This window comes from Kitasatospora sp. NPDC093558 (assembly GCF_040683475.1).
GTDB lineage: Bacteria > Actinomycetota > Actinomycetes > Streptomycetales > Streptomycetaceae > Kitasatospora.
Genome location: NZ_JBFBDY010000101.1, coordinates 11,075 through 18,594 on the forward strand (window position 1 = coordinate 11,075; position 7,520 = coordinate 18,594).

4 protein-coding genes are annotated in these 7,520 nt (G+C 72.7%); 2 read left to right on the plus strand and 2 right to left on the minus strand.

Annotation, left to right across the window (positions count from 1 at the left end):
* The coding region (locus AB0O00_RS13345) for an EsaB/YukD family protein (protein ID WP_363651207.1) at positions 1 to 325 on the minus strand (325 nt) is incomplete at its 3' end.
* A gap of 146 nt (positions 326 to 471) precedes the next feature.
* Here AB0O00_RS13345 and eccCa point away from each other — a divergent pair.
* Positions 472 to 4,413: a type VII secretion protein EccCa gene (gene eccCa, locus AB0O00_RS13350; protein ID WP_363651209.1), complete on the plus strand. Its 3,942-nt coding sequence runs from the start codon at positions 472 to 474 to the stop codon at positions 4,411 to 4,413.
* Positions 4,414 to 4,923: 510 nt separating this feature from the next.
* Positions 4,924 to 6,330, plus strand: coding sequence for an APC family permease (locus tag AB0O00_RS13355; protein WP_363651211.1), 1,407 nt, complete (start codon positions 4,924 to 4,926; stop codon positions 6,328 to 6,330).
* A 74-nt stretch (positions 6,331 to 6,404) separates the two neighbouring features.
* On the opposite strand, the gene AB0O00_RS13360 is transcribed toward AB0O00_RS13355, so the two are convergent.
* Positions 6,405 to 7,520 (minus strand): hypothetical protein (locus AB0O00_RS13360; protein WP_363651213.1); only part of this gene is annotated, 1,116 nt, incomplete at its 5' end.

Genomic DNA, 7,520 nt, shown 5'->3' on the forward strand with positions numbered 1-7,520 from the left:
GGTCGGCCGCGACGGCGCCCGCGATGGCGTCGGCGACGTCGTCGTAGACGGCCGGCGGGAGGGACTCGGCGAACGGGCGCAGCGTGAGCAGGTCGCCGTCGCGGACCTGCTGGGCGGCCAGGGACAGGCCGCCGTCGAGGACGGTGCCGTCGCGGCGGACCAGGTGGAAGCCGGTGGGGACGCCGTCGGGCTGGGTGGCCCTGGCCAGGCGCAGCACGTCGGGATAGAGGTCGGCGAGGGGGAGGTCCTCGGGCAGGGCGACGTCGATCCGGCGGTCCGGTGTGACGACGGTGACCCGGGCGAAACCCGTTACGACAGCGCTCATGCGCCCACCTCGGTCGTTCCACGCACTGGCCGTTCCCCCTTGTCCCCGGCGCCGCGGCGAACCTACCCGGCGTACCCACGAGTTGACGCGGCGCTACCCTACCCGTGCCGAGAGTGCGGGTGCGACCAGTCAGGGGTGGGGGGCACGTGGGTGTGATCATGGTGCGGCGGGCGGCCAGGGCCTACCCGCCCCCGGTGCCGGACGAGCCGGTGGAGCTGGTCGCTCCGCCGGAGCTGCCGCGCCACGGCGGCGAGGACTGGGTGTCGAGCATCCTGCCCATGCTGGGCATGGGCGGCTCGGCGGTGTTCTTCTTCGCGCCGGGGTCGCAGGGCCCGATGAAGATCATGGGCGGTCTGATGATCGCCTCGACGGTCGGCATGGTGCTCGCGCAGATCGTCCGGGCCCGCCGGGGCGGCTCGACCGCGACCTCCGACGCGCGGCGCGACTACCTCAAGTACCTCCAGCAGACGCGCCGTACGGTGCGCCGCACCGCCGAGCGCCAGCGCGGGGCGCTGCTGTTCCTGAACCCGGCGCCGGACCAGCTGTGGTCGGTCGTCGCGGACGGCCGGCGGCTGTGGGAACGCCGCTCGGGCGACGCGGACTTCGCGCAGATCCGGGTCGGCCTCGGGCCGGTGCAGCTGTCCACTCCCCTGGTGGCGCCGCAGACCGCGCCGGCGGACGAGCTGGAGCCGCTGTCGGCGGCGGCGATGAAGTCCTTCCTGAGCGCGCACGGCACCCTCCAGGACCTCCCGCTCGCGGTGTCGCTGCGCGCGTTCTACCACGTCACGGTGTGCGGCGACCCGGACTCGGTGTACGGCAACGTGCGGGCGATGATCGCCCAGCTGACCACCCTGCACTCGCCGGACGACCTGCTGGTGGCGGTCGCCGCGGCGCCCGGCGCGGCCGGGGAGTGGGAGTGGACCAAGTGGCTCCCGCACAACCAGCACCGCAAGGAGACCGACGGCGCGGGCTCGCGCCGGCTGACCGCGACCGGCCTCGGCGAGCTGGAGCTCCTGCTCCAGGACGAGCTCGGCGGCCGCCAGCGGTTCGTCCGGGACGCCGTGGCGCCGCCGGACCAGCCGCACGTCGTCGTCGTGATGGACGGCGCCGGGGTGCCGCAGGACTCGCTGCTCGCGAGCCCGGAGGGCGTGCAGGGGGTGACCGTCATCGAGGTCGTCCCGGGCGAGCTGGACGAGCCGAGCGGGCACCTGATGGTGACCGTCCGTCCGACCGCGATCGAGCTGCGGTCGGCCTCCGGGGCGGCCTACACGGGCACGCCGGACCTGCTCTCGGCCTGGCAGTCCGAGGCGCTGGCCCGGCAGCTGGCGCCGTACCGGATGTCGGCCAAGGGCGACGACGAGCCGCTGCTGTCCAACCTCGACTTCACCGACCTGATGAACTCCGGCGACCCGGGCTCCTTCGACGTCTCCCGCGGCTGGCGCCCGCGCGCCCGGCACGAGCGGATGCGGGTGCCGATCGGCGTCGGCGCGGCCGGCGAGCACGTGTTCCTGGACATCAAGGAGGCCGCGCTGGAGGGCATGGGCCCGCACGGCCTGTGCGTCGGCGCGACCGGCTCCGGCAAGTCGGAGCTGCTGCGCACGCTGGTGCTGGCCCTCGCGATGACGCACTCCTCGGAGGAACTGAACTTCGTCCTCGCCGACTTCAAGGGCGGGGCGACGTTCGCCGGCATGGCCGAGCTGCCGCACACCTCGGCCGTCATCACCAACCTGGAGGGCGAGCTCACCCTGGTCGACCGCATGCGCGACGCGATCGAGGGCGAGCTGCACCGCCGCCAGGAGCTGCTGCACCGGGCGGGCAACTACGTCAACATCCACGAGTACGAGCGGGCGCGGGCGGCCGGCGCGGCCCTGGACCCGCTGCCCTCGCTGGTGCTGATCATCGACGAGTTCTCCGAACTCCTCACCGCCAAGCCGGACTTCATCGAGATGTTCATCCAGATCGGCCGGATCGGCCGCTCGCTGGGGGTGCACCTGCTGCTGGCCTCGCAGCGCCTGGAGGAGGGCAAGCTGCGCGGCCTGGACACCTACCTCTCCTACCGGATCGGCCTGCGCACCTTCTCGGCGGCCGAGTCGCGGGCGGCGATCGGCGTGCCGGACGCCTACCACCTGCCGCCGGTGCCGGGCGTCGGCTACCTCAAGTTCGGCGAGGACGCGATGGAGCGGTTCAAGGCGGCGTACGTCTCGGGCCCGTACCGGGCGCCGGGTCAGCAGCACGCGTCGGGCGAGCAGCGGGCCGGCACGCGGCCGGTGCTGTTCACCGCGGCCGAGGTGGAGCTGCCGGAGCCGGCCGAGCAGGAGGAGGTGCAGGCGCCGGAGCAGGACGACGCCCTGGCCGACACCGTGCTCGACGTCTTCGTGCGGCGGATGGCCGGGCAGGGCCCGGCCGCGCACCAGGTGTGGCTGCCGCCGCTGGACGCCGCGCCGAGCCTGGACCGGCTGCTGCCGCCGCTGCAGGCCGTGCCGGAGCGCGGGCTGGGTGCGCCCGGGTACCCGGCGGGCCGGCTGCGGGTGCCGATCGGCGTCGTCGACCGGCCGCGCGAGCAGCGGACGGACGTCCTGGAGCTGGACTTCGCCGGGGCGGCCGGGCACGGACTGGTCGTCGGCGGGCCGCTGTCGGGCAAGTCGACGGTCGTGCGCACCGCGGTCGCCGCGTTCGCGCTCACGCACACCCCGCTGGAGGTGCAGTTCTACCTGCTGGACCTCGGCGCGGGCGGTTTCCGCGCGCTGGCCGGGCTGCCGCACGTCGGCGGGGTGGCCGGGCGCCTCGACGCCGACGAGGTGCGGCGGACGGTCTCCGAGGTGCACGGCGTGCTGAACCGGCGCGAGGAGCTGTTCCGGGCCGCCGGGATCGACACCATCGCGTCCTACCGGGCCCGCCGGGCGGCCGGGCAGCTGCCGGACGAGGCCTTCGGCGACGTGTTCCTGGTGATCGACGGCTGGAACACCTTCAAGCAGGAGTTCGAGGCGCTGGAGCCGGTCATCGCCGACATCGCCCAGCGCGGCCTCGGCTACGGCGTGCACCTGGTGATCACCGCGGCCCGCTACGCCGAGGTGCGCCCGGCGCTCAAGGACCTGCTGCAGAACCGCACCGAGCTCAAGCTCGGCGACTCGATGGAGTCGGAGGTCGACCGCCGCATCGCGCAGAACGTCCCCGCGCTCGCCGGGCGCGGCGTCACCCCGGAGCGGCTGCACTTCCTCGCCGGCCTGCCCCGGATCGACGGCTCGTCCGCGGTGGACGACCTCCAGGACGGCGTGGCCGCGCTCGTCGCCGCCGTCGACGGCGCGTGGAGCGGCCCGCGCGCCCCGCGGGTGCGGATGCTGCCGGCCGTCCTCGACGGGTACGGACTGCCGAAGGGCTTCGAGCACCCCGGGCTCGGGGTGGCCTTCGGCGTGGACGAGGCCGAACTGGCGCCGGTGTTCGTCAACTTCGAGACGGACCCGCTGTTCATCGTGTTCGGCGACACCCAGTCCGGGAAGTCCGCGCTGCTGCGGCTGCTGGTCAAGCAGATCACCGAGCGGTACACGGCGGACGAGGCGGGCATCGTCGTCGGCGACTACCGGCGCGCGCTGCTGGGGACCGTCCCCCGCGAGTACCAGGTGGAGTACGCGGCGACGCAGCCGGCGCTGACGAAGGTGGTCGACATGCTGCGCGGCGCCTGCTCGCGCCGGCTGCCCGGCCCGGACGTCACCGCCGAGCAGCTCCGGGACCGCAGCTGGTACAGCGGCAAGGACATGTTCGTGATCGTCGACGACTACGACCTCGTCGCGACGGGCTCGGGCAACCCGCTGGCGCCGCTGGCCGAGTTCCTGCCGTTCGCCCGGGACATCGGGCTGCGGGTGATCGTGGCGCGCAGCGCGGGCGGCGCCGGGCGGTCGCTGTACGAGCCGGTGCTCCAGCGGATGCGCGAGCTCGGCGGGCAGGGCGTGATCCTCTCCGGCAGCCGGGACGAGGGGGCGCTGCTGGGGACGGTCAAGCCGCAGGCGCAGCCGCCGGGCCGGGGGCTGTACGTGTCGCGTCGGGCGACCAACGGGCAGCTGGTCCAGACGGGGTGGCTGCCGGTCGAGTAGTCACGGACGGTGATCGAAGGGGCCGGACCCGCTCGGGTCCGGCCCCTCGGCGTTCCCGCTGTGTCCGGCTTTGTCCCCCCGCCGCTCCCCCGTCGGCCCCTCGGCGTCCCAGGTGTTGAAACGTTACCTAGATCTTTCCGGCGCCGGGCTGCGATTCCCGTACCCCGCTGGGGCGTTGCGGGGCCCCTTCGGGGCGCCTGGACGTGCTGGCATCAGACTGGAGTGCAGCCTTCGAATGAGTGCTTGCAATACTCCGTTCACCTTGGATTCAAGCGCGATGCGGCGGAGGTAACAAGTCGGACAATCCACGCAATGACCGTACGTGATCAACGAATCGCATGTTTATGCGCTCTTCCGCAACGGATTCCGTAGCGGTTCCGGCGTTGACGCAGTCATTACGCCCAAGGTTCCATTGCGGCCCGGGAGCGACCTGACCAGGTCCCGAGCAGCCAGCCAGCGGAGGCGATACCGCTCCCATTCCAGGACCGAACAGAGCCGATCGGAAGCCACATGACCGACACGCTTCGCCCGACACTCGCCGCAGCCCCCACTGCGCACGAGACAGTCGCCCCCCAGCAACTCAAGCGTTCGATCGGCGTCGTGGGCGGCACGCTCCTCACGCTGTCCTGCGTCACCCCGGCGTCCACGCTCTTCGTGATCGTGCCGCAGCTGTTCTCCAGCATCGGCAGCGCCACCGCCCTCACCATCGCGATCGGCTCGGTGCTGTGCGTCGCCGTCGCGTTCTGCTACTCCGAGCTCGGCACGCTGATCCCCAGCGCCGGCGGCGAGTACGCGATGGTCGGCACGCTGGCCGGGCGGCTGGCCGGCTGGCTGGTCTTCGTCCAGTCGCTGATCGTGGTGATGATCGTCCCCTCGGTCATCGCGCTCGGCACCGCCGACTACCTGGCGCCCGTCCTGCACGTCGACAAGCCCATCGCGGGCGCCGCGGTGATGCTGGCCGCCACCCTGGCCGGCCTGCTGGACCTGCGCGCCAACGCCTGGATCACCGGCGTCTTCCTGGTGCTGGAGGTCGTCGCCGCCGGCATCGTGTCGGTGCTCGGCTTCGCCCACACCAACCCGGACCACCCGAGCCTGCTGCACGGCGTGGTCGCCGGGGACGGCGGCGCCACCACCACGGTCGGCATCGGCGCCATCGTCGGCGCGCTCGGCATCGCCCTGTTCGTCACCCAGGGCTTCTCCACCGCCGTCTACCTCTCCGAGGAGCTGGAGAACCCCCGCCGCACCGTCTCGCGCACCGTGCTGTGGACGCTCGGCCTCTCCAGCGCCATCATCCTGATCCCGGTCGCCGCCATCACCATGGGCGCCCCGGACCTGCAGACCCTGGCCGCCGGCGACATCTCCGGCATGGTCACCGCCTGGAGCAACTCGGCGGTCGGCACCTTCATCAGCCTCTGCATCGCGCTGGCCATCATCAACGCCGGCATCGTCATGGTCATCCAGAACTCCCGGGTGCTGTTCGCCTCCGCCCGCGACAAGGCCTGGCCCGCCCCGGTCAACAAGGCCTTCGGCACCCTCGGCCGCTTCGGCTCCCCGTGGATCGCCACCCTGGCTGTCGGCCTGCCGGGCGCCGCGCTCTGCTTCGTCAAGGGCGAGCTGCTCAGCAACATCACCGGCGTCGCCGTCACCGCGATGTACCTGCTGGTCGCCGTCGCCGCGCTGCTCTCCCGCCGCGGCCACCACAAGCACGCCGCCGCCTGGCGGATGCCGCTGTGGCCGGCCGTCCCGGTGGTCCTGATCGCCGTGCTGGTCTACGTCATGACCCAGCTGGACACCGAGCCCCTGCTCTGGACCGGCGGCATCACCGCCGCCGCGACCCTCTACTGGCTGTTCTACCTGCGCCCCCGGCAGGACTCCCGCTGGGTGATCAGCCTCCCCGAGGACCAGCAGCAGGCCTGACCCCCACCCCTCCCCCACCGCGCGGTGCCCCGGGCTTCCCCCTCGCCCGGGGCACCGCCGTGTTCAGCGGACGGTCACTTCCCGACCTTCCACTCCGGGCTCGCCGCGATCGCCTTCAGCTGGTCGACGGTGAGCAGGCCGTCGTCCTCCGAGGCGTCGACCTCGACGAACGTCCCGTCCGGGTGCAGCTCCAGCACCCGCGTGTACGGGGACTTGCCACCCCCCGGCGTGTCCGTGGGAAGGACCACGGCCAGCTTGGTGCCGTCGGGCAGGACGGTGGAGTCCTTGAGCTGCGTCGTACGGGTCTTCTCCATCATCTGCTGGGTCTGCTGGTCGTCGTACGGCCGCGACCAGTTCGCGAACCGGACGGTGACCGAACCCTTGGCCTGGCCGGCGCCCGTCAGCTTGTAGGTGTCGGTGGTCTCGTGGGTGACGCGGCTCTGGACCGTGACGCCGGCGGGCAGCAGCTTCGTCAGGATCGCCTGCTTCTCATCCCGCGAGACGCCCGGGTCCTCCACCGCCGGGTCGAGGCCGTTGTACCGGACCGCCGCGACGACCTTGTCCCAGACCTTGTCGGTGACGATCGCCTTCGCCTGCTCCAGGGTGATCGGCGGGTTCGGGCGGCTGTCGGGCGCACCCTTCTCCTGCGGGGCGTTCCACTCGTTGAAGGAGACCTGGCCGCCGTCCGGGCGGCTCACGCTCACCCACCACTCCTTCGTCGTGGCGCGGTGGTCCGGGTACTCGTAGCCCTGGGAGAGCATGAGCGTGGAACCGTCCGGCAGGGTGGTGACGCTGCAGGAGTCCAGGTTGGCGAGCTTGAGGTCCGCCGGGCAGGTGCGCTGCTGCTCCTGGCCCTTGTAGAACTTCTGGACCGAGACGTCCATCAGGGACGCGCCCTGGCCGTCGTCGAAGACCAGCTGGGCGTAGGGGGTCGTGCTCTTCTCCGTGCCCTGGCCCTTGGGCTCGGTCACCTCGCCCTTGGGCAGGAGCGACTGGAACGCGGCCAGCATCTCCTTGTCGGTGACGGGCGCGGCCGGCGCGGCCTTCGTCGCGGTCGGGGTCGCCGTCGGGGTCGCGGTGACGGGCGCCGCGCTCGCGCCGCCCGTCGTCGGAGCGGCCGCGGCCTCGACCGGGGCGGCGGCCCGGTCGCCCCCGGTGGCGCCGGACAGGTAGAACGCGCCGGTGCCGAC

Bases quoted from the DNA above. Each gene is read 5' to 3' on its own strand.
- AB0O00_RS13355 (WP_363651211.1), top strand. From the start codon at position 4,924: ATGACCGACACGCTTCGCCCGACACTCGCCGCAGCCCCCACTGCGCAC.